The 25,094-nt window shown below is 75.2% G+C and carries 27 protein-coding genes; 15 read left to right on the top strand and 12 right to left on the bottom strand.

The window, feature by feature from the left end; genetic code table 11:
• Nucleotides 1-96 precede the first annotated feature (96 nt).
• From ACY0MR_RS19340 to cobJ, 3 genes are read left to right on the top strand one after another with little or no spacing between them, the layout of a single operon-like run.
• On the top strand, nucleotides 97-1,437 hold the full coding sequence (locus ACY0MR_RS19340) for a cobalamin biosynthesis protein CobG (protein ID WP_473554325.1): 1,341 nt from the start codon (nucleotides 97-99) through the stop codon (nucleotides 1,435-1,437).
• A complete protein-coding gene (locus ACY0MR_RS19335; RefSeq protein ID WP_361856619.1) occupies nucleotides 1,434-2,087 on the top strand; it encodes a precorrin-8X methylmutase in 654 nt (217 codons plus the stop codon). The genes ACY0MR_RS19340 and ACY0MR_RS19335 overlap by 4 nt, the downstream gene beginning before the upstream one ends.
• Complete coding sequence (gene cobJ / locus ACY0MR_RS19330; RefSeq protein WP_388801808.1) at nucleotides 2,084-3,577, top strand: precorrin-3B C(17)-methyltransferase; 1,494 nt, start codon at nucleotides 2,084-2,086, stop codon at nucleotides 3,575-3,577. The genes ACY0MR_RS19335 and cobJ overlap by 4 nt, the downstream gene beginning before the upstream one ends.
• A gap of 66 nt (nucleotides 3,578-3,643) precedes the next feature.
• On the opposite strand, the gene ACY0MR_RS19325 is transcribed toward cobJ, so the two are convergent.
• Complete coding sequence (locus tag ACY0MR_RS19325; protein ID WP_473554323.1) at nucleotides 3,644-5,206, bottom strand: serine hydrolase; 1,563 nt, start codon at nucleotides 5,204-5,206, stop codon at nucleotides 3,644-3,646.
• A 73-nt stretch (nucleotides 5,207-5,279) separates the two neighbouring features.
• The gene (locus ACY0MR_RS19320; protein ID WP_403315123.1) at nucleotides 5,280-6,005 is read right to left on the bottom strand and encodes a cobalt-precorrin-6A reductase; all 726 of its coding nucleotides are present in this window, start codon (nucleotides 6,003-6,005) and stop codon (nucleotides 5,280-5,282) included.
• Here ACY0MR_RS19320 and ACY0MR_RS19315 point away from each other — a divergent pair.
• Entirely contained in the window at nucleotides 6,000-7,145 is a 1,146-nt protein-coding gene (locus ACY0MR_RS19315; RefSeq protein ID WP_388801817.1) for a cobalt-precorrin-5B (C(1))-methyltransferase, read from the top strand. The two genes, ACY0MR_RS19320 and ACY0MR_RS19315, sit on opposite strands and share 6 nt — an antisense overlap.
• A gap of 94 nt (nucleotides 7,146-7,239) precedes the next feature.
• On the opposite strand, the gene ACY0MR_RS19310 is transcribed toward ACY0MR_RS19315, so the two are convergent.
• Nucleotides 7,240-7,917 (bottom strand): hypothetical protein, encoded by a 678-nt coding sequence (locus ACY0MR_RS19310; protein ID WP_473554320.1) that lies wholly within the window; start codon nucleotides 7,915-7,917, stop codon nucleotides 7,240-7,242.
• Between the two features lie 98 nt (nucleotides 7,918-8,015).
• Between ACY0MR_RS19310 and ACY0MR_RS19305 the strand changes: the two genes are divergently transcribed.
• Nucleotides 8,016-8,090: a 50S ribosomal protein bL37 gene (locus tag ACY0MR_RS19305; protein WP_383431233.1), complete on the top strand. Its 75-nt coding sequence runs from the start codon at nucleotides 8,016-8,018 to the stop codon at nucleotides 8,088-8,090.
• 103 nt (nucleotides 8,091-8,193) lie between these two features.
• On the opposite strand, the gene cobM is transcribed toward ACY0MR_RS19305, so the two are convergent.
• On the bottom strand, nucleotides 8,194-8,943 hold the full coding sequence (gene cobM / locus ACY0MR_RS19300; RefSeq protein ID WP_404083834.1) for a precorrin-4 C(11)-methyltransferase: 750 nt from the start codon (nucleotides 8,941-8,943) through the stop codon (nucleotides 8,194-8,196).
• A complete protein-coding gene (cbiE, locus tag ACY0MR_RS19295) occupies nucleotides 8,940-10,166 on the bottom strand; it encodes a precorrin-6y C5,15-methyltransferase (decarboxylating) subunit CbiE (protein WP_388801826.1) in 1,227 nt (408 codons plus the stop codon). Before cbiE ends, cobM begins: the two co-directional genes overlap by 4 nt.
• A 171-nt stretch (nucleotides 10,167-10,337) precedes the next feature.
• Here cbiE and ACY0MR_RS19290 point away from each other — a divergent pair, with 171 nt between their 5' ends.
• The 4 genes from ACY0MR_RS19290 to ACY0MR_RS19275 all read left to right on the top strand — a co-directional run bounded on the left by ACY0MR_RS19290 (nucleotide 10,338) and on the right by ACY0MR_RS19275 (nucleotide 12,973).
• Nucleotides 10,338-11,426, top strand: a complete 1,089-nt coding sequence (locus ACY0MR_RS19290) for an LLM class flavin-dependent oxidoreductase (RefSeq protein WP_361856595.1) — start codon at nucleotides 10,338-10,340, stop codon at nucleotides 11,424-11,426.
• A 4-nt stretch (nucleotides 11,427-11,430) separates the two neighbouring features.
• Nucleotides 11,431-12,054 (top strand): FMN reductase, encoded by a 624-nt coding sequence (locus tag ACY0MR_RS19285; RefSeq protein ID WP_388801829.1) that lies wholly within the window; start codon nucleotides 11,431-11,433, stop codon nucleotides 12,052-12,054.
• A gap of 61 nt (nucleotides 12,055-12,115) precedes the next feature.
• Nucleotides 12,116-12,550, top strand: a complete 435-nt coding sequence (locus tag ACY0MR_RS19280) for a universal stress protein (protein WP_361856622.1) — start codon at nucleotides 12,116-12,118, stop codon at nucleotides 12,548-12,550.
• 51 nt (nucleotides 12,551-12,601) lie between these two features.
• Nucleotides 12,602-12,973, top strand: a complete 372-nt coding sequence (locus tag ACY0MR_RS19275; RefSeq protein WP_361856589.1) for a VOC family protein — start codon at nucleotides 12,602-12,604, stop codon at nucleotides 12,971-12,973.
• 58 nt (nucleotides 12,974-13,031) lie between these two features.
• Here the strand turns inward: ACY0MR_RS19275 and ACY0MR_RS19270 are convergent, their stop codons facing one another.
• From ACY0MR_RS19270 to ACY0MR_RS19240, 7 genes are all read right to left on the bottom strand, one after another.
• A complete protein-coding gene (locus tag ACY0MR_RS19270) occupies nucleotides 13,032-13,895 on the bottom strand; it encodes an ABC transporter permease (RefSeq protein WP_361856587.1) in 864 nt (287 codons plus the stop codon).
• Nucleotides 13,892-14,926 carry an ATP-binding cassette domain-containing protein gene (locus ACY0MR_RS19265; RefSeq protein ID WP_388801834.1) on the bottom strand — a complete coding sequence of 345 codons (1,035 nt, stop codon included), beginning with the start codon at nucleotides 14,924-14,926 and terminating at the stop codon, nucleotides 13,892-13,894. The genes ACY0MR_RS19270 and ACY0MR_RS19265 overlap by 4 nt, the downstream gene beginning before the upstream one ends.
• Before the next feature lie 155 nt (nucleotides 14,927-15,081).
• Entirely contained in the window at nucleotides 15,082-15,486 is a 405-nt protein-coding gene (locus ACY0MR_RS19260; protein ID WP_388801838.1) for a hypothetical protein, read from the bottom strand.
• A 122-nt stretch (nucleotides 15,487-15,608) separates the two neighbouring features.
• Entirely contained in the window at nucleotides 15,609-16,037 is a 429-nt protein-coding gene (locus tag ACY0MR_RS19255; RefSeq protein ID WP_392867983.1) for a RidA family protein, read from the bottom strand.
• Complete coding sequence (locus ACY0MR_RS19250) at nucleotides 16,034-17,440, bottom strand: MFS transporter (protein WP_473554314.1); 1,407 nt, start codon at nucleotides 17,438-17,440, stop codon at nucleotides 16,034-16,036. The genes ACY0MR_RS19255 and ACY0MR_RS19250 overlap by 4 nt, the downstream gene beginning before the upstream one ends.
• 49 nt (nucleotides 17,441-17,489) lie before the next feature.
• Complete coding sequence (locus tag ACY0MR_RS19245) at nucleotides 17,490-17,963, bottom strand: RrF2 family transcriptional regulator (RefSeq protein WP_392207082.1); 474 nt, start codon at nucleotides 17,961-17,963, stop codon at nucleotides 17,490-17,492.
• Between the two features lie 216 nt (nucleotides 17,964-18,179).
• Nucleotides 18,180-19,526 carry an aminotransferase-like domain-containing protein gene (locus ACY0MR_RS19240; RefSeq protein WP_473554311.1) on the bottom strand — a complete coding sequence of 449 codons (1,347 nt, stop codon included), beginning with the start codon at nucleotides 19,524-19,526 and terminating at the stop codon, nucleotides 18,180-18,182.
• A 195-nt stretch (nucleotides 19,527-19,721) separates the two neighbouring features.
• Here ACY0MR_RS19240 and ACY0MR_RS19235 point away from each other — a divergent pair, with 195 nt between their 5' ends.
• The 6 genes from ACY0MR_RS19235 (at nucleotide 19,722) to ACY0MR_RS19210 (ending at nucleotide 24,926) form a co-directional block, all read left to right on the top strand.
• Entirely contained in the window at nucleotides 19,722-20,564 is an 843-nt protein-coding gene (locus ACY0MR_RS19235) for an alpha/beta fold hydrolase (protein ID WP_388801850.1), read from the top strand.
• Between the two features lie 37 nt (nucleotides 20,565-20,601).
• Entirely contained in the window at nucleotides 20,602-21,033 is a 432-nt protein-coding gene (locus ACY0MR_RS19230; protein ID WP_361858314.1) for a DUF7144 family membrane protein, read from the top strand.
• 13 nt (nucleotides 21,034-21,046) lie between these two features.
• The gene (locus ACY0MR_RS19225; protein WP_361858311.1) at nucleotides 21,047-21,484 is read left to right on the top strand and encodes a hypothetical protein; all 438 of its coding nucleotides are present in this window, start codon (nucleotides 21,047-21,049) and stop codon (nucleotides 21,482-21,484) included.
• Between the two features lie 4 nt (nucleotides 21,485-21,488).
• Complete coding sequence (locus ACY0MR_RS19220) at nucleotides 21,489-22,601, top strand: endonuclease/exonuclease/phosphatase family protein (RefSeq protein WP_388801856.1); 1,113 nt, start codon at nucleotides 21,489-21,491, stop codon at nucleotides 22,599-22,601.
• Nucleotides 22,602-22,619: 18 nt separating this feature from the next.
• A complete protein-coding gene (locus ACY0MR_RS19215; protein ID WP_319315630.1) occupies nucleotides 22,620-22,856 on the top strand; it encodes a DUF2630 family protein in 237 nt (78 codons plus the stop codon).
• 108 nt (nucleotides 22,857-22,964) lie between these two features.
• Nucleotides 22,965-24,926: an FUSC family protein gene (locus ACY0MR_RS19210; RefSeq protein ID WP_473554308.1), complete on the top strand. Its 1,962-nt coding sequence runs from the start codon at nucleotides 22,965-22,967 to the stop codon at nucleotides 24,924-24,926.
• Nucleotides 24,927-25,094: the final 168 nt, after the last annotated feature.

Here is a 25,094-nt window from a genome sequence, read left to right as displayed (position 1 = left end):
ATGCCGATCTGCATCCTAGATCGTGGCGTCGGCGGGCCCCAGGGAGCGGCGGAGTCGACCGGATCACACCCGGTGGCCGGCCGGTTCCCCGTCGGTATGCTCGCCGCCATGCCGCCCACCCCGCCCCCGACGCCCGAACCGGGCGAACCTCGCACAAGGGACCGTGGCGACGCGTGCCCCGGGGCGCTGCGCCTGCACTCCGCCGACGACGGCCGTCTCGCCCGACTCCGGCTGCCCGGCGGGCGCCTGATGGCGCATCAGGTCGAGACTCTGGCGGCCGCCGCGGAGCGTCTGGGCGACGGACGGCTCAGCGTCACCTCCCGCGGCAACGCCGAGCTGCGGGGCCTCGCCGACGACTGCGGGGCCGAGCTGGCGGCGCTCCTCGCCGAGGCCGGGCTGCTGCCCTCCCCCACCCACGAACGCGTCCGCAACATCGTCGCCTCGCCGGCCTCGGGCCTCGACGGACTCGGCGCGGCCGACGTGCAGTTGTGGGCCCGGGAGCTCGACACCCACCTGCTCTCCGCGCCCTGGGCGGCGGCGCTCTCCGGCCGGTTCCTCTTCGTCCTCGACGACGGGCGGGGGGACGTCGCCGGACTCGGCGGCGATGTGACCTTGGTCGCAGTGGGCGGCGGGGAGGCGGAGCTGCACGTCGGCGGGCGGGCCGTCCGGCTCGCGGCCTCCGCCGCGCCCGCGGCCGCCCTGGCCGCGGCGGGCGGGTTCCTGGCCGCCGCCGCCGAGGCCGGCACCGGCGCCTGGCGGGTCCGCGAGCTGCCCCCGGGGTACGGGGTGGACCTCGCGGAGTGCGGGGTCACCGGGGAACCCGTCCCCGCGCCGGCCCTCCCGCACGGCCCTCCCCCCGCGCCCGGCGTCCTCGGACCCGCCGCCCTCTCCGTGCTCGCCCCGCTCGGCCGGCTCACCGCCGACCGGCTGCGGGCGCTGCTCCCCGCCGACGAGGTGCGGCTCACGCCCTGGCGCGGGGTCGTCGTGGCCGGGACGGACCCCGGCCGGCTGCCGCTGCTCGACGCGGCCGGGCTGATCACCCGCCCCGACTCCCCCTGGGCCGGGGTCACCGCCTGCACCGGGCGGCCCGGCTGCGCCAAGTCCCTCGCCGACGTCCGCGCGGACGCGGCACCGGGACCGGCCCAGGGCTCCGGCTCGGGATCCGGCTCGGGCTCGGGACCGGCCCAGAGCTCCGGCTCGGGCTCGGGCTCGGGCTCCGGCTCCGGCTCGGGATCCGGCTCGGGATCCGCCCCGCGCCGATCCACCCCGCCGGTCCTGCCCGTGCACTTCTCCGGGTGCGAGCGACGCTGCGGACACCCGCACGGCGCCTGGACCGACGTCCTCGCCACCGCCGGCGGCGACTACCTGGTGGACGGCGTCCCCACCCCCCGTACCGCCCTGCCCGAAGCCGTGACCGCGGCCCGCACGACGAGATGAGCGAGAGCAACAGGATGTTCGACTACGAGAAGGACGGGGCGGAGATCTACCGCCGGTCCTTTGCCACGATCCGCGCCGAGGCGGATCTGGCGGGCCTGCCCGCCGACGTCGCCCAGGTGGCGGTCCGGATGATCCACGCCTGCGGCATGACCGACCTCGTACGCGACATCGCCTGGTCGCCGCAGGTCGTCACGCGGGCCCGCGCCGCCCTGCGGGCCGGGGCGCCGATCCTCTGCGACGCGCAGATGGTCGCGAGCGGGGTCACCCGGCGGCGGCTGCCCGCCGACAACGACGTGGTCTGCACCCTCTCCGACCCGTCCGTGCCGGCCCTCGCCGCCGAGCTGGGCACCACCCGCTCCGCCGCCGCCCTCGAACTGTGGCGGGACCGCCTCGAAGGCTCGGTCGTCGCCATCGGCAACGCGCCGACCGCCCTCTTCCACCTGCTCCAGATGGTCGCGGACGGCGCCGGGAGGCCCGCCGCCGTCCTCGGCATACCCGTCGGCTTCATCGGCGCCGCCGAGTCCAAGGACGCCCTGGCCGCACAGGACCTCGGCCTCGACTACCTCGTCGTGCGGGGCCGGCGCGGCGGCAGCGCGATGACGGCCGCCGCGATCAACGCGATCGCCCACGAAGCGGAGATCCAGGCATGACCACCGTGACCGGAAAGCTGTACGGCGTCGGCCTCGGGCCCGGCGACCCGGACCTCATGACCGTCGCCGCGGTGAGGGCGATCGCCGCCGCCGACGTGATCGCGTACCACTCGGCCCGCCACGGCCGCTCCATCGCCCGCTCGATCGCCGCCGAGCACCTCCGCGAGGACCACATCGAGGAGCGGCTGATGTACCCGCTCACGGTGGAGACCACGGACCACCCGGGCGGCTACCGGGGCGCCCTGAACGACTTCTACGAGGAGGCCGCCGCCCGGCTCGCCGCGCACCTCGACGCCGGACGCACCGTCGCGGTCCTCGCCGAGGGCGACCCGCTGTTCTACGGCTCGTACCAGCACATGCACAAGCGGCTCGCCGGCCGCTACGACACGACCGTCATCCCCGGCGTGACCTCGGTGTCCGCCGCCGCCGCCCGGCTCGGCGAGCCGCTGTGCGAGGCGGAGGAGGTCCTCACGATCATCCCCGGCACGCTGCCGGAGGACGAGCTGACGGCCCGCCTCGCGGGCACCGACTCGGCGGTCGTGATGAAGCTCGGCCGCACCTTCCCCACCGTGAAGCGGGCCCTGGACCGGGCCGGCCGCCTGGACGACGCCCGGTACGTGGAGCGGGCGTTCATGGCGGGCGAGCGGACCGGCGACCTCGTGGACGTCGACCCGGAGACCGTGCCGTACTTCTCGGTCGCCGTGCTCCCCTCCCGCGTCGACCGCGAGCCCGCCGTACGGGAGCGGGGCGAGGTCGTCGTCGTCGGCACCGGCCCGGCCGGCGCCCCCTGGCTCACCCCGGAGTCGCGCGGCGCCCTCGTCAACGCCGACGTCCTCGTCGGCTACACCACCTACCTCGACCGGGTGCCGGTGCTGCGGCCCGGGCAGATCCGGCACGGCTCGGACAACAAGGTGGAGTCCGAGCGCGCCGAGTTCGCCCTCGACCTGGCCCGCCGCGGCCACCGGGTCGCGGTCGTCTCGGGCGGCGACCCCGGCGTCTTCGCGATGGCCACCGCCGTCCTGGAGGTGGCCTGCGAAGCGGAGTACGCGGACGTGCCCGTACGGGTCCTCCCGGGGGTGACCGCCGCCAACGCGGCCGCCGCCGCCGCGGGCGCCCCGCTCGGCCACGACTACGCGACGATCTCCCTGTCCGACCGGCTCAAGCCCTGGGACGTCATCGAGGCCCGGCTGCGCGCCGCCGCCGGCGCCGACCTGGTCATCGCCCTCTACAACCCGGGCTCCAAGTCCCGTACGCACCAGGTCGCCGCGGCCCGCGACCTCCTCCTCGAACTCCGCTCCCCGGAGACCCCGGTGGTCGTCGCCCGTGACGTCGGCGGCCCCGAGCAGTCGGTGCGGGTGGTCACCCTCAAGACCCTGGAGCCCTCCGAGGTCGACATGCGGACCCTGCTGCTCGTCGGCTCGTCGCAGACACGGGCCGTGGAGCGGGCGGACGGCCGCACGATCACCTGGACGCCGCGCCGCTACGGCTGACACCCGGGCGGGCGGGGCGCGGGACTCCGGTGCCCGGCGACGGGCGCGGCCGCGCCCGTCCCGCGGTCAGCCGCGGGTGAAGGTGCCGAGTCCCGTCTCGTCCAGGTACTCGACGCGGACGGTCCGGCCGTCCGCGGAGAAGGTGACGGCGGTGGGGCCGACGGCGTTCTCCCCGCGCGTCTCGAAGCTGAACGTGTCGCCGTCGTAGTGCGTCAGCCGGTACGTCTGCGGTTCCGGCCCCAGGCGCAGCACCAGCCCGCCGTCCGCCTCCGCCACCGTCAGACGGCCGTAGTAGTCGCTCTCGTACGTGCCGGCGTAGGCGCCGTTCGCCTTCGCGGGCGTCGCGTCCGCCGGCTTCTTCGCGAAGTCCGTGTCCGAGCGGCCGGCTTCGGCCTCCTGCTCGTACAGGGCGTCGACCAGCGGCAGCCAGTCCCGGCTCGGCTTCCCGTCCTGCGCGGTGTCGAAGAAGTCGAGGGCGACGGTGTCGGCGACGCCGACCGGAGCGCCGTTGGTGAGGACGACGATGCCGAGCTGCTCGCCCGGCAGCATCGTCACGTTGGTGTGCGCGCCGAGCGCGAACGCGCCCGTGTGGGAGAGGCGCAGGCGTCCCTCGTCGTCGTACGACACGTTCCAGCCGAGGCCGTAGAAGCCGGTCCGCGCGGCGGGCGCCTGGGCCGGGACGGCCACCGCCTCGGGGTGGTGGGTGAGGTCGAGGGCGTCCTCCGCGACGATCCGCCGCCCGTCGAGCGAGCCGTTGGCGAGCTGGAGCCGCAGCCAGGTCGCCATGTCGGTGGCCGAGGAGCTGACACCGCCGGCGGGGGACTGGGCGTCCGGGTCCCGGACGAACTCCGCCTTCCAGGTCCCGTCGGGCTGCTTGACGTGCCCGTGTGCCCGGTCGGGGTTCGCGAGGAAGTCCTGGAAGCGGGAACTGGTGTCGTTCATGCCGGCGGGCTTGTAGAGGGTGTCCTCGGCGAGCTTCGCCCAGGACACGCCCTTCTCCGCGGCGACGGCCTCGGCGGCCGCCGTCAGACCGAAGTTGGTGTACGCGTAGCTCGCGCGGAACGGCGCGAGGGGCTCGTACCGCAGGTGCGACAGGATGTACTCCTGGTCGTAGCCGAGGTCCTCCAGCAGGTCGCCCGCGTGGTCCGGCAGGCCGCTCCGGTGCGAGAACAGGTCGGCGACCGTCACGTGGGACGTCACCCACGGGTCCTTCAGCCGGAACCCGGGGACTTCGGGCGAGACCGGCTTCTGCCAGCCCTCCACGCCGACCGCGCCGGAGACGACGGTGGAGGCGATCGGCTTGGACACGGAGGCCAGCTGGAAGACGGTGTCGGCGTCGACCGCGCCCTCCTTGCCGACCTCGCGGACGCCGTACCCCTTGATGTGGACGACCTCGCCCCGGTAGACGACGGCGACGGAGACGCCGGGCACGCCGGTCTTCCGCATCAGCTCCGCGACGTCCGGGTCGATCCGGTCGACGGCCCGGTCCACGTCCGCCCGGTCGAGCAGGGCGGGCGGCTGCGCCGGGGGAGGCTCGGGCGTGGGGCTCGGGCTGGGGCCCGCGGTCCCGAAACCCGTGCCCAGTACCGACACGAGCCCCGCCGTGACCAGCCATCGGACGGTAGCCATTCCTCCATTGAACGCCCGGCCCGGGCACCTGTCGCGCGGGAGCGGCGGCCCCCGGGGAGGCCCCGGCCGGTCCTCACCTCTCCCGGGCCCAGGCCGCGGCCTCCCCGGGGGTCGCCGCCACCGGGACGCCCTCCGGGACCGGGGGGCGGCGGACCACGACGACCGGGAGGCCCGCCTCGCGGGCCGCGGTCAGCTTCGGGGCGGTCGCCGCGCCGCCGCTGTCCTTCGTCACCAGGACGTCGATCCGGTGGCGGGCGAGGACCTCCCGCTCGCCGTCCAGGGTGAACGGCCCGCGGTCGAGGAGGATCTCGGCGCGGCCCGGCACGGGGGCCTCCGGAGCGTCGACCGAGCGGATCAGGAACCACTCGGGGCGGTCCGCGAAGGCCGCGAGGCCCATGCGGCCGGTCGTCAGGAAGACCCGGTCGCCGAGGCCGTCGAGGGCCGCGGCCGCCTCCTCCTGGGAGGCCACCGGGTGCCAGTCGTCGCCCGCGACCGGGACCCAGCCGGGGCGGCGCAGCGCGAGCAGGGGAACATGGGCGGTGGCGGCCGCACGGGCCGCGTGGAAGCTGATCCGCTCGGCGAAGGGATGCGTGGCGTCGATGACCGCGTCCACGGCGTGCCCGCCGATCCAGTCGACGAGCCCGTCGACGCCGCCGAACCCGCCGATCCGCACCTCTCCGTCGGGCAGCCGGGGGCTCGCCACCCGCCCCGCGAGGGAGCTGGTCACCCGGGCCTCGCCGTGCAGCAGGGCCGCGAGGGCGCGGGCCTCGGTCGTCCCCCCGAGAATGAGTACGTGCACAGGAGTCCCTTCGTGACGGCAGGCGGCGGGCGTGAGGCCCAACTCAAGCACACGGGTCTGCGCCCGGGGTGGACGACGGGCGCCTGCGCGACGGCGGCCACGACGGCCGCGTACACGGCGCTGCTGACCGGCGGATTCCCGGATCCGGTGACCATCACGCTGCCGAAGGGGCAGACGCCGGCCTTCGCCCTCACGGCGGAGTCCCTCGACGGCGGTACGGCCATGGCCGCGGTGACGAAGGACGCGGGCGACGATCCGGACGTCACGCACGGTGCCGTGATCCGTTCGACGGTACGGCTCCTGCCCGCGGGCTCGGGCGTCGTCTTCCGGGCGGGCGAGGGCGTCGGCACGGTCACCCTGCCGGGCCTGCCCCTGGAGGTCGGGGAGCCCGCGATCAACCCGGTGCCGCGGCAGCTGATGCGGGCGCACGTGGCGGAGGTCGCGGCCCGGCACGGCGGCGGGGGCGACGTCGAGATCACCGTCTCCGTCGACCACGGCGCCGAGATCGCCCGCTCGACGTGGAACCCGCGCATCGGGATCCTGGGCGGCCTGTCGATCCTCGGCACCACGGGGGTCGTGGTCCCGTACTCGTGCTCGGCGTGGATCGACTCGATCCGCCGGGGCGTGGACGTGGCCCGCGCGGGCGGTCTGACGCACGTGGCGGGCTGCACGGGCTCCACGTCGGAGAAGACGGTCGCCGGGCTGTACGACCTGCCGGAGATCGCGCTCCTCGACATGGGCGACTTCGCGGGCGCGGTCCTCAAGTACGTCCGCCGCCACCCCGTCGACCGCCTCACGATCTGCGGCGGCTTCGCGAAGCTCTCCAAGCTGGCGGCCGGCCATCTGGACCTGCACTCGGCCCGCTCCCAGGTCGACAAGGGCTTCCTGGCGGAGCTGGCCCGCTCGGGCGGCGCGCCGGAGGCCCTCGCCGCGGAGATCGCGGACGCCAACACGGGCCTCGCCGCGCTCCGCCTCTGCGAGGCCGCGGGCGTGCCCCTGGGCGACCTGGTCGCCGCGCGGGCCCGCGACGAGGCCCTGACGGTGCTCCGGGGCGCCCCGGTGGCGGTGGACGTGATCTGCATCGACCGCGCGGGCACGGTGGTGGGCCGGTCGGAGACGGCGGGGCCGGGGGCGCCCTGACGGCGCCCCCGGGGGCTCCTCCGTGACCGTCACGCCCTCGGGCGGTCGCGCGCCGAGCCGGGCGTACGGGTCCGCCGGCGCCGACCGGTCCGCGTCAGGCCTCCGGGTAGCCGATCTCCCGCACGTCCTCGGCGAGGTCCGCGAGCGTCACCGCGGGGTTGAGCGCGGCGACGACCTCCGCCGTCAGGGGGCGCAGGGCGAGCACGTGCCGCACCGCCCCGAGGTCGACGGGGCGCTCGTAGTACTCCTGGGCGAACTCCGCGTACGCCTCGGCCGAGCGGTCCGTCAGCAGCCGCAGGAGGCGGACCGAGCCGTCCGGGTCCTCGTCGGCCTCCAGGTCGCCGAAGTCGACCGGGCCCGTGTGCCAGGCCGTGTCCGCCGGCTCGCGCCACAGGCAGGCGGTGGTCACGTGGACCCCGTCCTCGTCCGTGAAGGCGGGCTCCGTCAGGTACTCCCGGAACGCCTCCGGGACCCCGTCGATCGCTCCGGGCCAGGTCACCCCGTCCGCGAGCGGCCCGAACGGGCTCATCGGCGACTCGTGGGCGAAGGCGCGCGCGAACGCCCCCGCGGGGGAGAGGACGATCGTGTACTCGTCGCCCGAGCCGTTCTTCATCGAGGCCAGCTGCTCGGTCTCCGACCAGTGCGCGTCGAAGGAGTAGTACCGGCTCTCCCACTCCGGGCTCAGCACGGCCTCCACCATCGCGAGCCCCCGGCTGTGGTCGCGCAGTTCCTCGATGCCCGGCAGCGCCCGGGCCACGTCGTAGACAGTCACCCCTCCATGAGACCGCACGCCTCCGGCGGCCGATATGCGGCCCCCGGGTCACGAACCTAGGCTTGCCAGCACGTCACCCCCGAGCGAGAGGGAGTCCCATGGCCAAGCGAGGCAACAAGCGGCGCGCCCGCAAGAAGAAGAGCGCCAACCACGGCAAGCGTCCCAACGCCTGACCGTCCGGCGTCCACGCGCCGGGGCCCCCGGGATCGGACTCCCCGGGGGCCCCGGCGCGTGGACGGCGCGGGGCGGCTCGGCAGGTGCGGCGCGGGGGGCGGCTCAGCAGGTGTGGCGGTCGCGCGCCGGGTCGTAGAGGTGGCTGTCGCGGAACTCCGAGGCGCCCAGCGTGCGGCCGACGAGGATGACGGCCGTCTTCGTGATGCCGGCCTGCTTCAGCTGGTCCGCGATGTCCTCCAGCGTGCCCCGCAGCACGATCTCGTCGGGGCGGCTGGCCATCGCCACGACCGCGGCGGGGCAGTCCGCGCCGTAGTGGGGGACGAGCTCGGCGACGACCCGGTCCGCGTACCGCGCGGCCAGGTGGAGGACGAGGAGCGCACCGCTGCGGCCCAGGGTCGCCAGGTCCTCGCCCTCCGGCATGGGCGTGGCCTGCTGCGCGACCCGGGTGAGGACGACCGTCTGGCCGACCGTCGGGACGGTGAGCTCCCGCTTGAGCGCGGCAGCCGCGGCGGCGAAGGCGGGGACGCCGGGCACGACCTCGTACGGGATGCCCGCGGCGTCCAGGCGCCGCATCTGCTCGGCCATCGCGCTGAACACCGACGGGTCGCCCGAGTGCAGCCGGGCCACGTCCCGGCCGGCCTCGTGGGCCGCGGTGATCTCGGCGACGATCTGGTCCAGGTCCATCCGGGCGGTGTCGACGAGCCGTGCCTCCGGCGGGCACTCGGCGAGCAGCTCGGTCGGCACGAGGGAGCCGGCGTACAGGCAGACCCCGCACTTCGCGAGCGTCCGGGCGCCGCGCACGGTGATCAGGTCGGCCGCGCCGGGACCCGCGCCGATGAAGTAGACGGTCATCGCTCTTCAGAACCTTTCGTTACGGACCACTGCGTGACCGGCATCGCCTGGCGCCAGCCGGTGAAGCCGCCCACGGGGACGGCCGTGGCCACGGCGAGCCGGACCAGTTCGCCGCCGTGGCGGCGGTGGCGTTCGGCGAGCTGTGCCTCGGACTCCAGGGTCACGGTGTTCGCGACGAGCCGGCCGCCGGCGGGCAGCGCGTCCCAGCAGGCGTCGAGGAGGCCGGGGGCGGTGAGGCCGCCGCCGATGAAGACCGCGTCGGGGACGGGGAGGCCGGCCAGGCCGGCCGGTGCCGGTGCCGTCACCACCCGCAGGGCGGGCACGCCGAGGCGGTCGGCGTTGCGGGTGATCCGCTCCGCGCGTTCCGCCGACCTCTCGACCGCGACCGCCCGGCAGGTGGGGTGGCTGCGCATCCACTCGATGCCGATGGAGCCCGAGCCGCCGCCGACGTCCCAGAGGAGTTCGCCGGGCGCGGGCGCGAGGGCGGCGAGGGTGGCGGCCCGCACGTACCGCTTGGTGAGCTGGCCGTCGTGCTCGTACGCCTCGTCCGGCAGTCCGGGCACCGCGCCGAGCCGGAGCGTGCCGGGGTCGCGCACGCAGTCGAGGGCGAGGACGTGGAGCGCGTCGGTCCGCTCGTACGGCCAGTCGGCGGCCGTGCCGTCGAGGAGCCGCTCGCGGTCCCCGCCGAGCTGTTCCAGGACGCGGACGCGGGTGCCGCCCCAGCCGGTGTCCCGGAGCAGGGCCGCGACCCGCGCGGGGGTCTCGGGGCCTTCGCCGAGGACGAGGAGCCGGCGGCCGGGGTGGAGTGCCGCGGAGAGTGCGCCGAGGGGGCGGGCGACGAGGGAGAGGGTCTCGACGGCCTCCAGGGGCCAGCCGAGCCGGGCGGCCGCGTAGGAGACGGACGAGGGGTGGGGGTGGATCCGGAGGCGGTCGGCGCCGACGGTCTCGGCGAGGGTGCGGCCGATGCCGTAGAAGGACGGGTCGCCGCTGGCGAGGACGGCGACGGTCCGGCCCTGGTGGGCGGCGAGCAGTCCGGGGACGGCGGGGCGGAGCGGGGAGGGCCAGGTGACGCGTGCGCCGGGGCAGTCGGCGGCCGGGAGGAGATCGAGCTGGCGGGGGGCGCCGATCAGGACCTCGGCGGTCCGCAGGACGCGGCGGGAGCTCTCGGGGAGCCCGTCCCAGCCGTCCGCGCCGATTCCGACGACCGCTATCGCACCGTTCACCTGCGCGACTCTACGGGAGGGCCGTTTTCCGGCGGTACGTGGCGGGCCCCACGCCGCCCCCGGCGCGCGGTCCGGCCGTGGCGGGAATAGCGCAGGGGGGTGCCCCGTTGTAGCGGACGGTCCAGATAGTTTACGATTCAACCAACAGCCCCCAGGCGAGAGGTGAGCACGATGCAGTTCGGGATCTTCACCGTCGGCGACGTGACGACCGACCCCACCACCGGCCGCACCCCCACCGAGCACGAGCGGATCAAGAACACCGTCGCCATCGCGCTCAAGGCCGAAGAGGTCGGACTGGACGTCTTCGCGACCGGCGAGCACCACAACCCGCCGTTCGTGCCCTCCTCCCCCACCACCCTCCTCGGGCACATCGCCGCCCGCACGGAGAACCTGATCCTCTCCACCTCCACCACGCTGATCACCACCAACGACCCGGTGAAGATCGCCGAGGACTACGCGACGCTCCAGCACCTCGCCGACGGCCGCGTGGACCTGATGACGGGCCGCGGCAACACCGGCCCGGTCTACCCGTGGTTCGGCCAGGACATCCGGCAGGGCATCCCGCTCGCCATCGAGCACTACGCGCTCCTCCACAGGCTGTGGAGGGAGGACGTGGTCGACTGGGAGGGCAGGTTCCGCAGCGCCCTCCAGGGCTTCACCTCCACCCCGCGCCCGCTCGACGGCGTCCCGCCGTTCGTCTGGCACGGCTCCATCCGCTCCCCCGAGATCGCCGAGCAGGCGGCCTACTACGGCGACGGGTTCTTCGCCAACCACATCTTCTGGCCCAAGCAGCACACCGAGAAGATGGTCCGCCTCTACCGCCAGCGGTACGCCCACTACGGCCACGGCACCCCGGAGCAGGCGATCGTCGGCCTCGGCGGCCAGGTCTTCCTGCGCAAGAACTCGCAGGACGCGGTACGGGAGTTCCGCCCGTACTTCGACAACGCGCCGGTCTACGGCCACGGCCCCTCCCTGGAGGAGTTCTCCCGGGAGACCCCGCTGACCGTCGGCTCGCCGCAGGAGGTCATCGAGCGCACCCTGTCCTTCCGCGACTACGTGGGCGACTACCAGCGGCAGCTGTTCCTGGTCGACCACGCGGGGCTGCCCCTCAAGACGGTCCTGGAGCAGCTCGACATCCTCGGCGAGGAGGTCGTCCCGGTACTGCGCAAGGAGTTCGCGAACCTGCGCCCGGCCGACGTCCCCGCCACCGCCCCGCTCCACCCCGCCGTCCTCGCCGCCCGCACCGACAAGGAGCAGTGACGTCATGCAGACCCTGAAGCTGGTCGCCGTCTCCGCCGGCCTCAGCTCCCCCTCCTCCACCCGGCTGCTCGCCGACCGGCTCCTCCAGGCCGCCCGGTACCGGCTGGCCGAGCAGGAGTACGCCGTCGACGTCCAGGTCGTCGAACTGCGCGACCTGGCCGTGGACATCGCCCACCACCTCGTCACCGGCTTCCCCTCCGGCAAGCTCCAGGACGCGCTCGACGCGGTGACCGGCGCCGACGGCGTGATCGCGGTGACGCCGGTCTTCACCGCCTCCTACAGCGGCCTCTTCAAGTCGTTCTTCGACCTGGTCGACCCGACGGCACTGACCGGCACCCCGGTCCTGATCGGCGCGACCGGCGGCACCGCCCGGCACTCCCTGGTCCTGGACCACGCGCTGCGGCCGCTCTTCGCCTACCTGCGGGCCCACGTCGTCCCGACCGCCGTCTACGCGGCGTCGGAGGACTGGGGCGCGGGCGGGGACGCGTACACCGAGGGGCTGCCCGGCCGGATCACCCGGGCGGGCGGCGAGTTCGCGGACGCGGTCGCGGCCCGGCCCTCGCGGCGCGCCGACGAGGACGAGGTCGTCCCGTTCGCGCGGCAATTGGCCGATCTGCGGATGGATTGAGCACTTTGTTACGTTGGAGGCGCAGGATTCAGATGTGCCGTACAACGAACGGAGTTCCGTGATGGCCGGCAGGATCGTGGTGGGCGTGGACGGGTCGGAGCCCTCCCTGAAGGCGCTGACGTGGGCGGCCGGGCAGGCCGCCCTCACCGGGGACGCCCTCCAGACGGTGATCGGCTGGGAGTACCCGGCCTCCTGGGCCGCGCTCATGCCGGGCGTGCCGCCGGAGTTCGACCCCGAGCGGCTCGCGAAGCAGATCCTCGACGAGGCGATCGACCAGACCCTCACCCCGGCGCAGGCCGCCGCCGTCACCCGTACGGTCGTCGGCGGCAACGCCCCGCAGGCCCTGCTCGACGCCGCCGAGGGCGCCACCCTGCTGGTCGTCGGGGACCGCGGCCGCAGCGGCTTCACGGCGGCCGTGCTCGGCTCGGTCTCCCTGCACGTCACCCAGCACGCCCCGTGCCCGGTGGTCGTGGTCCGAGGCCGTACCGGCGCGTAGCGGCCGGGCGCCCGCCGCGCGGCGGGCGGTGGCCGGACGCATGATGCCCTCATGGACATCAAGCTGGAACTGGTCGCCGTCCCCGTCACCGACGTCGACCGCGCCAAGGCCTTCTACGAGCAGGTCGGCTTCCACGCCGACCACGACGTGCCCGTCAGCGAGGACATCCGGTTCGTGCAGATGACCCCGCCGGGCTCCGCCTGCTCGATCGCCCTCGGCAAGGGCCTCACCGAGATGGCCCCGGGCTCCCTCGACAACATGCAGGTCGTCGTCACCGACATCGAGGAGGCCCACCGCGAGCTCAGCGCGCGCGGGATCGCGGTCAGCGACATCGCCGACATGCCGTGGGGCTCGTTCGTCTTCTTCGCCGACCCGGACGGCAACCGCTGGGCCGTCCAGCAGACCAAGCCGCGCGGCGCCTAGGCCGTCTCCTTCGGATCGCCCCGCACCGCCAGGTGCGGTGAGTGGGGGACCCGCGCCGTCACTTGCGGTTGTAGAGCCGCATCGTGACCGCCCCGAAGACGAGCACGAGCACCGCCGACCACCCGAGCGACCAGGCGATGTCCGCGGCCGGCCAGTCGCCCGCCATCAGCTCCCGTACGGCCGTCGCCAGATGGGTGACCGGGCTGTTGTTGACGAAGGCCTGCAGCCAGCCCGGCATCGTGCTGGGGTCGACGAAGACGTTCGACAGGAACGTCAGCGGGAAGATCACCATCATCGACACGCCCATGACGGACTTCTCGCTGCGCAGCAGCAGACCGAACATGGTCCAGATCCACGAGAACGAGAACGAGAAGACCACCAGCAGCGCGACCCCGAGCAGCACGCCCGCGATCCCGCCGTCCGGCCGGTACCCGATGATCATGCCGACGGTCAGCATCACGGCCGAGGCGATCAGATAGCGGACGACGTCGCCGAGGAGATAGCCGACCATCGGCGCCGGACGCCAGATCGGCAGCGTGCGGAAGCGGTCGAAGACGCCCTTCTCGATGTCGGTGTTGACCGAGATCCCGGTGTACATCGTGATCATCACGACGCTCATCACCAGGATGCCGGGCAGCAGGAACTGGATGTACGACGAGACGGAGCCGGCCAGCGCACCGCCGAAGAGGTACGTGTACATCAGCACCATCATGATCGGGAACGCCGTCACGTCGAACAGCTGCTCCGGCACGTGCTTGATCTTCAGCATGGCCCGCCAGCCGAAGGTCATCGAGGCCGAGAGCGCGCTGGGGCGCGGCGGGCGGGTGTGGCCCACGAGCAGCGCCGCGAGTTCGTCGGCCTTCGGGGCGACGAAGTCGAGCGTGTCGGCCGTCCGGCCGTCCTTGGTGGTGACGGTGGTCATGCCGCCGGTCCCTTCCGGTCGGTGTCGGTGCCGGTCCGGGGGCCCGTTCCGGTGCCGGGCGCGGGTCCGCCGGACGCGGACCGGTCCGTCAGCGCCAGGAAGACCTCGTCGAGACTGGGCTGGCCCAGCGCGAAGTTGTCGACGGTGATCCCCGCCCGCGCCAGTTCCGCGAGCGCCCGCGCGGCCTGCTCGGCGGCCCCCAGGTCCGTCCCGTGGCCGTCGACGGTGGCGGTGAGCGCGACCGGGTCGGCGTCGAGCTTCACGGTCGCGTTCAGGGCGCCCACGATGACCCGCTCGGCCTCGGGCCGCTGCTCCGGGTCCCGGAGGCGGACGTGCACCGAACCGGAGCCGACGGAGGCCTTCAGCTCGCCCTTCGTGCCCTCCGCGATCACCTTGCCGTGGTCGATGACGGCGATCCGGGAGGCCAGCTGGTCGGCCTCGTCCAGGTACTGGGTGGTGAGCAGGACGGTGGTGCCCTGGGCGACCACCGCGCGGACGATGTCCCAGACCTGGTTGCGGCTGCGCGGGTCGAGGCCGGTGGTCGGCTCGTCGAGGAACAGCAGGTCGGGGGTGTTGAGGATGGACGCGGCGATGTCGATGCGGCGCCGCATGCCGCCCGAGTAGTTCTTGACCTGCTTGTCGGCGGCCTCCGCGAGTCCGAACGCGGCGAGCAGCTGCGCGGAGCGGTCGCGGGCGGCCGGCCGGGTGTGGCCGAGGAGCCGGCCGAGCAGGACGAGGTTCTCGGTGCCGGTCAGGTCCTCGTCGACGGAGGCGTACTGCCCGGTGAGGCTCACCCGGCCCCGCACGGTGTCGGCGTCCTTGACGACGTCCTTGCCGAAGACGCGGGCCCGGCCGGCGTCGGGGCGGAGCAGGGTGGCGAGCATCTTGACGGCGGTGGTCTTGCCGGCGCCGTTGGGCCCGAGGACCCCGTACACGGTTCCGGCGGGCACCCGGAGGTCGATGCCGTCGACGGCGCGGTTGCTGCCGAAGACCTTGACCAGGCCCTCGGTCTCGATGGCGAGGTCGGTCATGCCGTGGATCCTCCTGGAGAGAGGGCGCGGAGCAGACGCGCGCGGGAAGAGGGCGCTCCTCCCAGTCTCCGCCGCCCACCGCCGGGGCGCCAGGCCGGCGCGCGGGCCGGCGCCGGGGCGGCGCGGGAGCCGTGCCGGCGCCGGCACGGCTCCCGTCAGTAGGCCGCGGGACGGCCGCGGCCGTCCTCGTGGGTGTAGAAGAGGTAGTACGAGGCGGCGCCGTTGAGTGCGCCGAAGGCCAGTCCGAGTCCGCTCGACGACAGGACGCTGGCGCCCGAGAGGCTGTAGAGGAAGCCGGCCGCGATGCCCGCCAGGGCGCCCCAGGCGGCGGCCCGCAGCTCGCGCGGAAGGACCCGGCCGAAGCGCCGGAGCACGTAGATGCCCGCGCCGAGGACCACGGCGGAGACCAGGCCGAGCCACCAGTCCCCCGCGGTGGTGGTGCCGCCCTGGCGGGCCGTGGTCGCCGCGTAGAGGCCGTAGAAGACGCCGATGACGACCGGGGTGGCCAGGCCGTGCGTGCCGAACGGCTTGCGGACGGGTATCGCTGCGTGTGCGGCCATGGCAGGAGCTCCTTCGTCTCTCGCCCCCCTGCTGCTTCCCGCACCCTCCAGGGCACACCCCCGCCCGGCGCCCCGCAAGTGGATCAGGCGCGGCGGGCGGGGGCGCGCCGTGGGCGGCCGGGTCAGCCGGCGGGCCGGACGGCGACCGCGTCGATCTCGAAGAGCATCCCGGGCAGGGCGAGCGCCGCGACGCCGCTGAGGGTCTGCGCAGGGAGCCGCTCGCCGAAGTGGGCGTGCAGACCCTTGCCGAGCGCCTCCAGCTTGGCCGTGTCGTGGTCGACGACGTACGAACCGAGGCGGACGACGTGCTCCAGGCCGAGGCCGACGCCTTCGAGGGCGAGCCGCAGGTTGGTCAGGGAGAGCTCGACCTGGGCGGCGAAGTCGCCGGGGACGGGGGAACCGGACGCGTCGGAGGCGTACTGGCCGCCGATGAAGACGAGCTCGCCGGGCGCGGAGACGGCGTGGCTGTAGCCGAAGGGGGTCGGGTCGTGGAGCGTGTCGGGGTTGGTGATGACCCGCTGGTCGGCGGCGGAGGGGGGCGTGGCGGTCATGAGGTGGCGTTCCTTCCGGAGAGTACGGCCACGGGCAGCGCGGCCAGGGTGAGGACGGCGCCCGCGAGGAGCACCGTGCCGAGCGGGTACGCGTCGGCCAGGAGCCCGCCGAGGAGGGCGCCGAGCGCGATCGCGAGGCAGAAGACGCTGACGTTGAGTCCGGTGGCCGTCTCGACCTCGTCGGGGGCGGCGGCCATGAACCAGGACTGGAGGGCGATGGAGACGCCGCCGTAGGCGAGTCCCCAGAGGAGCAGCAGCACGGCGCCGGCGGCGGCCCCGTCGCCGAGGAGGAAGGCGGCGAGGAGGACGGCGCCGAGCGCGCCCGCCACGGTCGCGAGCGCCCGGGCCGGGGTGCGGGCGGCCCGGGGCCCGACGAGGAAGTTCCCGGCGACGCCCGCGACCCCGTACCCGAGGAGCAGGAGCCCGAGCAGCGAACCGGGGATCCCGGACCGGTCGGTGAGCAGCGGACGGACGAAGGAGTACGCGAGGAAGTGCCCGGTGACGAGGGCGAGCGTGAGCAGCAGTCCGGTCCGCACGCGCCGGTTGCGGCGGGGGAGCGAGAGGAGTCCGGTGGGGCCGTGGCGGGGGGCCTGGCCGCCGGGCGTCCCGCCGTCCGCGGCCTCTCCCTCGGGGCGTGCCGCGGCGGCTGTCCCCCTTCGTCGGCCCGCGGCGGCTGTTCCCCTCCGTCGGCCCGCGGCGGCTGTTCCCCTCCGTCGGCCCGCGGCGGCTGTTCCCCTCCGTCGGCCCGTGCCGGCCGCCCTCTCGCCGTCCGGGCCGGTTCCGGCCGCCGTGGCGGCTCCCGGCAGGCGCGGCAGCAGGGCGCGGAGCGCGGCCGCCGCCAGCAGGGCGAGCAGGCCGGTGGCCGCGAACGCCCAGCGCCAGCCCGCCCGTTCGGTGAGGAGGGTGCCCGCGGGGACGCCGAGGACCGAGGCGGCCGAGACGCCGCCGAAGACCACGGCGGTGGCGCGGCCGACCGCGCCGGCGGGCACGAGCCGCGGGGCGAGGCCGCCGGCCAGGGCCCAGAAGCCGCCGATGGCGATGCCCAGGAGGACCCGGGCGGCGAGGACGGTCGCGAGGTGCCCGGCGAGGGCCGACACGAGGTTCGCGGCCGCGGCCAGGAGCAGCAGGCCGACCAGGAGCGTGCGGCGGTCGGCGCCGGCCGCCCGGACCGTGACGAGCGGTGCGGCGAGGGCCGCGACGAGGCCGGGGACGGTCACCGTCAGCGCGGCCGAGCCCTCGGAGACGGCGAGGTCGGCGGCGGCCGGGGTGAGCAGCCCGACGGGCAGCAGTTCGGCGGTCATGACGGTGAAGATCCCGAGCGTCACGGCGGCGACGGCGGGCCGGCCGCCGCGCGCCGGGTCCCGCGTCCCCGACCGCCTGTTCTCTAACTGGACATCCGACATCCAGAATTACCCCCTTCGGAAGCCTCCCGGACCCGGGAGGCTGCTCGTGTCAGACGGTGGCGAACCAGCGGCGGATGCGCTCGGGCGCGGCCGGCGCCTGGAGTTCGGCCCGCGCCCGGACGTCGTCCAGGGTCTGGGCCATGAGCTCCCGGCGCCAGGCCAGGTCGGCCCGCCCCATGGCCCCGGCGATGGCGCACTCGGCGGCGTGGCTCCCCGGCGCGCCCGCGCCCGGCCCCTGCTGCCGGATCTCGGTGCAGCGGAAGGCCTCGTCGGGCCCCTCGACGGCGGCGACGACATCCATCAGCGTGATCCGGTCGAGGGCGCGGGCCAGCCGGAAGCCGCCCTTGGGGCCCGAGACGGAGCTGACGATCCCGGCGCGGGCGAGCGCCTGGAGCTGCTTGTTGAGATACGCCGGGGGCAGCTCGTGGTAGGCCGCGAGACGCGCGGCGGTGACCGCCCGGCCGGATCCGATCCAGGCCAGGTTCAGGCAGCTGTGGAGCGCCCACTCCACGCCCTCGCTCATCCTCATATCCTGGACTCTACATATCCAGAATAGGAAGGGCAAGGCCGGCCCGCCCGGGCCCGGGCACCCACGCCGGGCACCCCGGGCACCCACGCCGGGCACCCCGGGCCCGTCGACCCGAACCGGAGGACCCCGCGCCCGAACGCCCCTCGCCCTCGGGGCGGTTCGCCGCCCTCGGCGGCCGCCCGCGTCCGCGCCCGCCGCGGGCTCCCCCGGTCACTCAGGTCCCGCGGCGGCCAGCGCGGCGAGCCGCCCCAGGGCCTCGTCGAGGACGGCCGGCGGCGGGGAGGCGAGCCCGATGCGGACCGCGTCCGGCGCCGTCCCCGTACCGTCCCGGCCGCCCACCGCGAACGCCCCGCCCGGGGTGACCGCCACGCCCGCGCGGGCGGCGGCGGCCGCCGCGAAGGCCTCGGCCCTCCACGGCGCGGGCAGCTCCCACCAGCAGTAGTACGCGTGCGGGGAGGTCCGGACCGCCTGTCCGGCGAGCCGGCGGCGGACCAGGGCGTGCCGGGCCGCCGTGTCCGCCCGCTTCGCCGCGACCACCTCGGCGACCGTCCCGTCCTCGGTCCACCGGGTGGCGGCCGCGAGGGCGAGGCCGCCGGCCGTCCAGGCGCCGCAGCGCAGTGCCTCCGCCACCGCGGCCCGCGACCGGCCGGGCACGACGAGGTAGCCGACGGTCAGCCCCGGGGCCAGCCGCTTGGAGAGGCTGTCGACGAGGAGGACCCGCTCGGGGGCGTGCGCGGCGAGCGGCGCGGGCGCGTCCGGCCGGAGGAAGGCCCAGGTGGTGTCCTCGACGGCGGTGAGGTCCGCGCTCCGCAGCAGCTCCGCGAGGGCGGCCCGGCGGTCCTCGCCCGCGGTCGAGGAGAGCGGGTTGTGCAGCGTGGGCTGGAGGTAGACGGCGGCCAGCGGCGCCGCCCGGTGGGCCGCCGCGAGCGCCTCGGGCCGTACCCCCTCGTCGTCGAGGGCGAGCGAGACGAGCCGGATGCCGAGCGTCTCGGCCACCGCTTTGACCAGCGGATACGTGAGGGCTTCGACACCCAGCCGGCCGCCGGGCGGCACGAGCGCCGAGAGGGCGGCGGCGAGGGCCTGGCGGCCGTTCCCGGCGAAGAGCACGCTCTCGGGATCGGGCGCCCAGCCGGGCCGGGCGAGCACCGCCGCCGCCGCCTCGCGCGCCTCGGGGGTGCCGGTGGCGGCGGCCGGCCGGGCCACCGCCTCGGCCAGCACGTCGGACCGGGCGAGGGCCGCGAGGGCCCGGGCCATCAGGGCGGACTGCCCGTCGACGACCGGGTAGTTGAGCTGGAGGTCGACGGGCGCGGCGCCGGTCGCCTCGGCGAGCGCGGGCCCGGGCAGCGGGGGTGCGGCCCGGACGAACGTGCCGCGCCCGACCTCCCCGACGACGAGGCCGCGGCGGGCCAGCTCGCCGTACACGCGGATGGCGGTGGAGTTGGCGATGGCGTGCCGCCGGGCGAAGACCCGCTGCGGCGGCAGCCGGTCGCCGGGCCGCAGCCGGCCGTCCCGCACGGCGGCCTCGACCCGGTCGGCGATCCTCCGGTACTCCTCCACGCCCCGTCCCTTCCGTCTCCTCGGCCCCACCCCGCCCGACGCACCGGAACGGACGCCCCCGGAGGCGCCCGGACCGGAAGCGGCCCGCCCCGGAGGCACGCCGCCGTCCGGACCGGACAGCGCCCCGCTCCCCTCATTGCACCGAGAGCAAAGAAAGTATTGCACCGAGCAATCGGCGCTGCCTAGCCTGCGGACATGCCCGTCCTCCACACCCCCGCCACCGCGATCCACTACGCCGAGAAGGGCGAGGGCCCGGCCCTCCTCCTCGTCCACGGCCACCCCTTCGACCACACCATGTGGCAGCCCCAGATCGACCGCTTCGCCCGCACCCACCGGGTGATCGCCCCCGACCTCCGCGGCTACGGCGCGACCCCCCTCCGGACCGCGCCCGGCCCGGGCGGCGCACCGCGGGACGCGGAAGCGCCCGAGGCGACGGGACTCGACGCCTTCGCCGCCGACCTGGTCGCCGTCCTCGACGCCCTCCACGTCGACGACTGCGTCGTCGCCGGCCTCTCCATGGGCGGCCAGATCGCCATGGAGCTCTACCGCGGCCACCCCGGGCGCGTCCGGGGACTCGTCCTCGCCGACACCTTCCCGGCCGCCGAGACCGACGAGGGCAGGGCCGCCAGGAACGCCATGGCCGACCGGCTGCTCGCCGGCGGCGCGGCGGCGATGCGCGGGTACGCCGACGAGGTGCTGGACCGCATGGTGGCCCCGTACAACACCCACGCCGCCCCGCACGTGCACCGGATGATGTGCGCGACCGACCCGGCGGGCGCGGCCGCCGCCCTGCGCGGCCGGGCCGAGCGCCCCGACTACCGGAAGACCCTCACGACCGTCCCGTTCCCCGTCCTCGTGGTGGTCGGCCGGGACGACTCGTACACCCCGGTCGCGGACGCGGAGGAGATGCACGCGCTCCTGCCCCACGCCACGCTCGCCGTGATCGAGGAGGCCGCCCACCTGCCCAACCTGGAGCGCGCCGACGCGTTCGACGCCGTACTGGAGGAGTACCTCCGCTCACTCGGACGGCCCCGCTGAAGGTTCGCGACGGCGCGAACGCTCCGACGATGGGGCCATGAGCCAGAACACGGCACCACCCCGCAGACCCGAACCGGCCTCCGCCTCGTGGGCGAGCGGCGGCACGCTCTTCGCGGGCGTCCTCCTGCTCGTCACCGGCTTCATGGACGTCTTCCAGGGCATCGCGGGCATCGCCGAGGACGACGTCTACACCCGCGTCGGCGACTACGTCTTCAAGTTCGACCTCACCACGTGGGGCTGGATCCACCTGATCCTCGGCATCGTCCTCGCGATCGCCGGCTACGGCATCCTCAAGGGCGCGGAGTGGGGCCGGGTCGCCGGCATCGCGCTGGCGTCCCTGAACATCCTGTTCCAGTTCCTCTTCCTGCCGTACCAGCCGTGGTGGGCGCTGTTCTCGATGGCCATCTCGGTCTTCGTGATCTGGTCGCTGGCGACGGACGAGGCGTACGGCCGCGACGATGCGTTCTGAGAGGCGGCGGACGATGAGACGCACGACGGCGGCGGCCCTGTCCCTGGCCGCCACCACCGCACTCGCCCTCACGGCGAGCGGGTGCGACACCGTCAAGGAGACGGCCGGCACCATCGCCTCCTCCGCGACGGCGGCGGTGGCCTCGGCGGCCGAGCAGAAGATGAACGAGGTCAAGGACGGGGTGAACGCCACCGGCGACGTCAGCGCCGGTCCGACGAGCACCGACGGCGACCGGACGGTCGCCGAGATCACCGCGACCAACCCGAAGGACGCGAACGCCGACTACACGGTCATGGTCACCTTCCGGGACGCCGACGGGAACTTCCTCGACTCGGTCGTCCTGAGCATCGACGGCGTGGCCCCCGGGAAGTCCAAGACCGGTACCGCACGCAGCAATCGGACGCTCTCGGGCGACCCCGAGGCGGAGATCGCGCAGGCCCTGCGACACTGACGGAGTGGACCGAGCCCAGACCGCAGCGACCGCAGCGAGCACGGAGACCGAGCAGACCGCGGAGACCGAGCAGACCGCGGCGCACGGGGAGACGGTGCGACCCGTGAACGACGGCACCGCCGGACCGGCCCCCCGGGCGGACCCCTCGGCGACCCCGCCGCCCCTGCGGCCCAGGCACCCCCTCGCGGCCTGGGCCGCCGGGCTGCTCATGGCGGTCCCCGCCCTGGTCGCGGCCTGCCGCGCCCTGGACACCGACGCCATGACCCCCGTCCCCCAACTCCTCTCGCTCCTCCCCTGGCTGACGCTCCCCGCCGGCCTCGCCCTGCTCCTCGCCGCCGCGACCCGCCGCCGGACCCTGACCTTCGTGTCGGTCCTGGTCCTCGGCGCGACCGCGTGGGCCACCGTGCCGTACATGCCGCAGGCCGTCATCCCGTACGGACTGCCGCTCGCGCGGGTCAAGGTCATCACCGCGAACGTCGAATTCGGCGAGGGCACCGGGTCGTTGGCCGACGCGGTCCGCCGCGAGCGGCCCCAGCTCGTCTTCGTCTCGGAATGCGACCGCGCCTGCCGCTCCACCCTCATCCGGACCTTCGCCGAGGAGCTGCCGCACTACGCCTCCGTGGACGGCGAGGGGCCGATCGGCTCGATCCTGCTCAGCTCGTACCCGCTCCGCGACTGGCGGGAGATCCCGGCGACCATGGGCATGCCGGGGGCCACGGCCGAGATCGCGGGCGTGCCCGTACGGGTCCAGCTGACGCACCCGATGCCGCCGATCCCCGGGCAGGTGTCCCTGTGGAAGCGGGAACTGGGCCGGGTGAAGAGCGCCGTCGCCGCCGCGCCGACCGGGCCGATGCTGGTCGCGGGCGACTTCAACGCCTCCCAGGACCACGCGGCGTTCCGCGCGATCCTCGCGGCCGGCGGACTCCAGGACGCGGCGCGCCGCGCGAACGAGAGCCGGCTGCCGACCTGGCCGACGGAGGGGCCGCTGCCGCCGTTCGTCCAGATCGACCACGTCCTGGTCCGCGACTTCAGCGTCCGCGGGGTACGCGTCCTGGACCTCCCCGGCTCCGACCACCGGGCCGTCGTCGCCGATCTCGACCTGCGCGGGCCGCGCTGATCGGCGACGCTGGAGGACATGGAGAACGAGGAGATCCTGGACGACATCGGCGCCCTCGTCGAGGAGGAACGCGCGCTGCGGCAGCGCACGGGCGGCCTCCTCCCCGAGGAGCGGGCCCGCCTGTCCGAACTGGAGGTCCGGCTCGACCAGTGCTGGGACCTGCTGCGGCAGCGGAGGGCGAAGGCGGAGTTCGGCGAGGACCCGGACACGGCGACCCTCCGCCCGGCCACCGAGGTCGAGTCCTACCGCAACTGACCCCGGGCGCCGCGGGCGCCCGCCACCCCCGGGGTCGCTTCCCCCGGCGCGGCGGCCCGCGTCGTCGCCGTCGGGGGGCCGGCGCCCCCGGCCGAGTACGTTGGGCCCATGCCCTCGCGCGTCCGTCCCGCCGGCCCCACCCGTCTCACCCCACCCGCCTGGCTGACCGCCGGGCTCCGGCCGGACTCCGCGCCGATCCCCTGGGCCGCCGTCGCCCGCGCCGCCGTCGCGCTCTCCGCACCGCTCGCCCTCGGTCTCGCCCTCGGCCGGCCCGCCTACGGCGCCCTCGTCTCCATGGGCGCCCTCTCCGGCGTCATCGGCGACACCGCCGACGCCTACCGGATGCGGATCTTCAACATCGCCGTGCCGCAGCTGTTCGGCGCCGTCGGCGTCACCCTCGGCACCCTCGTCTTCGGGCACGGCTGGGTCGCCGTCGCCGTCCTCACCCTCGTCGCCCTCGTCTCCGGGATGATCTCCTCGATCGGCGCCGTCGCCTCCGTCTCCGGACTGCTGCTCCTCCTGAACGCCGTCGTCGGCGCGGGCCTCCCCATGCCCGACCCCTGGTGGACGGCACCGCTGCTGCTCACCCTCGGCGGCCTGTTCGTCCTCGTCCTCACCCTCCTCGGCTGGCCGCTGCGCCGGACCGCGCCCGAGCGGTCCGCCGTCGCCGCGACCTACCGCTCCGTCGCCGAGCTGTACGAGGCCGCCGGCACCGCCGCGTACGAGGAGAGGAGGCAGGCCGTCACCGCCACCCTCAACCAGTCCTACGACCTCGTCCTCGCCCGCCGCGCCCGCGAGCACGGCCGCTCGCCCGCCCTCGTCCGGCTCCTCGCACAGCTCAACGTGGCCGTCCCGCTCGTCGAGGCCGCCCCCGCCGCCCACCTCCGCGCCCGGCTCTTCGGCCCGCTGCCCGCCTCGATCCCCGAGGCCGTCCGCGACCTCGCCACCGCCGTCGAGGAGGGCCGCACCGGGGAACCCCTACTCGACCTGCCGACCCCGGAACGCCCCGCCGAGAAGGCCGTCGACCACGCCCTGCGGTACGCCGCGGCCGTCGTCCACCAGGCGGATCCCGACCCGCACAACGTCGACGACCGGCTCGGCCGGCCCGCCGCCCTGCGGGTCCGCGTCCGCCGGACCACCCGCGCCGTCCTGTTCTCCGAGGCGTCCTGGCGGTACGGCCTCCGCCTCGCCCTCTGCATCGGGCTCGCGCAGGCACTCGTCTCGCTGATCGCCGTGCCCCGCTCGTACTGGGTCGCGCTCACCGTCACCTTCGTCATGAAGCCCGACTTCGGCTCGGTCTTCTCCCGCGCGGTGCTCCGCGCGTTCGGCACCGCCGCCGGGCTCCTCCTCGCCGCCCTGGTCCTCGCCGAAGTCCCCCGCGGCTGGTGGGACGTGCCCGTCATGTGCGTCCTCGCCGCCCTCATCCCGGCCTTCTCCGCCAAGGGGTACGCCTTCCAGACGGCCGCGATCACCCCGGTGATCCTGCTGCTCTCCGACACCCTCAACCAGCAGGGCTTCGACCTCGTCATGCCCCGCCTGTACGACTCCCTCATCGGCTGCGCGATCGCGCTGGTCGCCGGCTACCTCCTCTGGCCCGAGTCCTGGCACTCCCGGATCGGCGACCGGCTCGCGGACGCCGTCGCCGACACCTCCGCCTACGTGCGCTGCGCGTTCGGCGCCGCGGAGGACCAGGACGCCCGGATGCGGGCCCGGCGGAAGCTCTACCGCGACCTGTCCACGGTCCGCTCCGAGTTCCAGCGCGCGCTCACCGAGCCCCCGCCGACGGGGACGCGCGCCGCCGCCTGGTGGCCGCTGGTCGTCGCCGTCGAACGGATCGTGGACGCCACGACCGCCGCCCGGCTCCGGGTCGACCACGGCGCCCCCGGCCCCGACCCCGCCGAGGTCGCCGCCGTCGAGCGCGAGCTGCGCGAACTCGCGGAGGGGATCCGCGCGTCGGACACCCTCGTCGAGGTCCGCAGCGAACTCCCCGGGGACGAGAACGGAGTCCTCGCACCCCTCCGCCAGGAGGTCAGCGCGGCCCGTGCGATCGCCGGTCCCGACCTGCGGTAAACCTTCCCCCGGGGGCGTACGGGAGGACTTACCGGCGGTCACGGAACGGAACCCTCCCCACCGCCGTTACCCGGAGCCATCCGGGCGACTACGATGCGCTCGATCTCACCGTGATCCGCGCCCGCCGCCGTCGGCAACCGGCCCGGCGGACGGGACACTTCGTCCTGC

This window comes from Streptomyces sp. JN8 (genome assembly GCF_055808075.1).
Note: the sequence above shows the minus strand (reverse complement) of the source record. Positions and strands in the feature narration are given on the sequence as shown.